Genomic DNA, 2,180 nt, shown 5'->3' with positions numbered 1-2,180 from the left:
TCTCCGCCCCCGCCGACCGGCACGCGGCCCCAGGAGTCCGCGACACCGCCCCCCTCGGCGAAACCCACGCACACGCCACCGGGCCAGGCCAGGCAGGACAACAAACCGAAGAAGCCGAAGAAGCCCAAGAAAACGAAGCCGCCGAAGCATCCGAAGCATCCGAACCAGCCGTGGAAGTCGACGACTTCGACGAATTCGACGAACAACGGAAAGAGCTAGCCGTGCCCCTTCCGGAGCGCCCCGGCGCGCAGCCCTTCGATCTCCAGGAGTACGAGCAACGGGCGCGCGGCGGGCCGTGTTTCGTCTGCGCCTTCCTCGCGGGCGATCCCGCGTACCGGCACGAGACCGTGTACGAGGACGAGCACCACGTGGCCTTCTTCGACCGCTTCCCCACGCTCCCGGGCAAACTCCTGGCCGCCCCGAAACCACACATCGAACACGCCGTCCGCGACCTGGACGAGGCCGCGTACACCCGGCTGATGCTGTTCGTACGCACGGTGGCGCTGGCGATGGAGGACGTCCTCAGGCCCGAGCGGACCTACCTCCTGTCACTGGGCAGCCAACAGGGCAACGCCCACCTCCACTGGCACATCGCGGGCCTGCCCCCGGGAGTCCCGTACCACCGGCAGCAGTACCACGCGCTGATGGCGGAGAACGGAGTCCTGCCCACACCCCCCGAAGAAACAACAGCCCTGGCCACACGCCTCCGCCAGGCGATCAACGCCCGCCTCCAGCCTGGTACCTGACGGGGGATCAGTTCAATGCATCTCGACGAACTCCGCGACCACGCCCTGCGTGTCCACGACCTCTACGACCGACTGAACCTCCATGAGCGCGGCCGGGTCTGGACCCGTGAGGAGTTCATGCTCGGCTTCGTCGGCGATGTCGGTGATCTGGCGAAGCTCGTCATGGCGGAGGAGGGCGCCCGCGAGGTGGCAGGCGGGCGCCAGGCGCTGGAACATGAACTGGCCGACTGCCTCTGGTCGGTGCCGATCCTTTCGTACCGTTACGGTGTCGATCTGGAGGCGACCTTCCTCCGTACGATGACCGAACTCGACCGCGCGATCAGCGCGAAGCTGCCGCCGGAAGCCGAAGCGGAACCGGTAGGCGGGGGCAGTAGCGTCGGACCGGCGCCCGACCCCGCGCCGCCTTCTACCTACACCGCCCCGCTCGGGCGGGACATTCTCAGGGCCAGGTCCCTCAGGACCGCCTCCGAGCTGATGTCCGTGCGTCCGGAGTCGTGGACCTCGGCCAGTTCCGAGAAGACGTAGCTGAACGCGCCGATGAGCTGCATGATGGCGGGCAGCGCCGCCTCTGTCACCGCGTGGGCCGCTTCCAGCGGGGTGGCCTCCGGGGAGACCGTGAAGGAGGGGAAGACCTCGGCCAGCAACGACCCGATCTGCCCCGCACCCGACTCCGCGGCCGGCCCCGAATCCCCGCCCGCGGCGCGGATCCACTCCGTGGACTGCGTGAGGATGCCGATGGCCCTGAGAACGACTTCGCTCTGTTCCATACGCAGAGCCTAGAGCGCGCCCGCGAAGTCTCGCCCGGTTCCCGCACCCGGCACACGCACCCCGGTCGCGCGTACGATGCGGAAGTCGGCAAAAGCGGGACGCCGCCCCGGAATCGGACCTACCCTCGATATGTGTCAGGCGCGTCCGGCCGGGTGCTCGTCGTCGACGACAACAGGGTCATCCGGCAGTTGATCAGGGTCAATCTCGAACTGGAGGGTTTCGAGGTCGTGACCGCGGCCGATGGTGCCGAGTGCCTGGACGTGGTCCATGAGGTCAGGCCGGATGTGGTGACCCTCGACATGGTGATGCCCCGCCTCGACGGCTCCCGTACCGCCGCCCGCCTCCGCTCCGACCCCCGTACGAGCCGCCTGCCCATAGCGATCATCAGCGCCTGTACGCAGTACGAAGTGGAATCCGGCCTCGCCGCCGGAGTGGACGCCTTTCTCGCCAAGCCCTTCGAGCCCTCCGAGCTGATCCGCCTGGTCCGCCGTCTCACCCATCGCAACCCCCCGCCCCCGGTGGACGGCCGACGCGGCGCGGGCACGGCGGGCACGGCGGGCACCGCCTACGGCTGACCGACAGACCCGGCAGACCCGGCAGACCCTGCGTACGCCGGCCTCGCCCGGCCCCCGGCCCAGGCCAAGCGCCGGCCCCGCCCAAGCATCC

5 protein-coding genes are annotated in these 2,180 nt (G+C 69.3%); 2 read left to right on the top strand and 3 right to left on the bottom strand.

The annotated features are described in order from the left end of the window. Positions 1–206 (bottom strand): hypothetical protein (locus tag WH07_RS32865; RefSeq protein ID WP_046508278.1); only part of this gene is annotated, 206 nt, incomplete at its 3' end. Positions 207–221: 15 nt separating this feature from the next. Here WH07_RS32865 and WH07_RS41865 point away from each other — a divergent pair. Then, positions 222–746: an HIT family protein gene (locus WH07_RS41865; RefSeq protein WP_046508276.1), complete on the top strand. Its 525-nt coding sequence runs from the start codon at positions 222–224 to the stop codon at positions 744–746. Positions 747–758: 12 nt separating this feature from the next. Here WH07_RS41865 and WH07_RS40070 read toward each other — a convergent pair whose 3' ends face one another. Beyond that, entirely contained in the window at positions 759–962 is a 204-nt protein-coding gene (locus tag WH07_RS40070) for a hypothetical protein (protein ID WP_046508274.1), read from the bottom strand. Between the two features lie 194 nt (positions 963–1,156). Beyond that, complete coding sequence (locus WH07_RS32850) at positions 1,157–1,513, bottom strand: hypothetical protein (protein ID WP_046508272.1); 357 nt, start codon at positions 1,511–1,513, stop codon at positions 1,157–1,159. A gap of 132 nt (positions 1,514–1,645) precedes the next feature. On the opposite strand from WH07_RS32850, the gene WH07_RS32845 reads away from it, so the two are divergent. Beyond that, a complete protein-coding gene (locus tag WH07_RS32845; RefSeq protein WP_046508271.1) occupies positions 1,646–2,089 on the top strand; it encodes a response regulator in 444 nt (147 codons plus the stop codon). Positions 2,090–2,180: the final 91 nt, after the last annotated feature.

The sequence above is a fragment of the Streptomyces odonnellii genome, from assembly GCF_000981895.1.
GTDB classification, from domain to species: domain Bacteria; phylum Actinomycetota; class Actinomycetes; order Streptomycetales; family Streptomycetaceae; genus Streptomyces; species Streptomyces odonnellii.
This window is presented reverse-complemented; position numbering and strand designations above follow the sequence as displayed.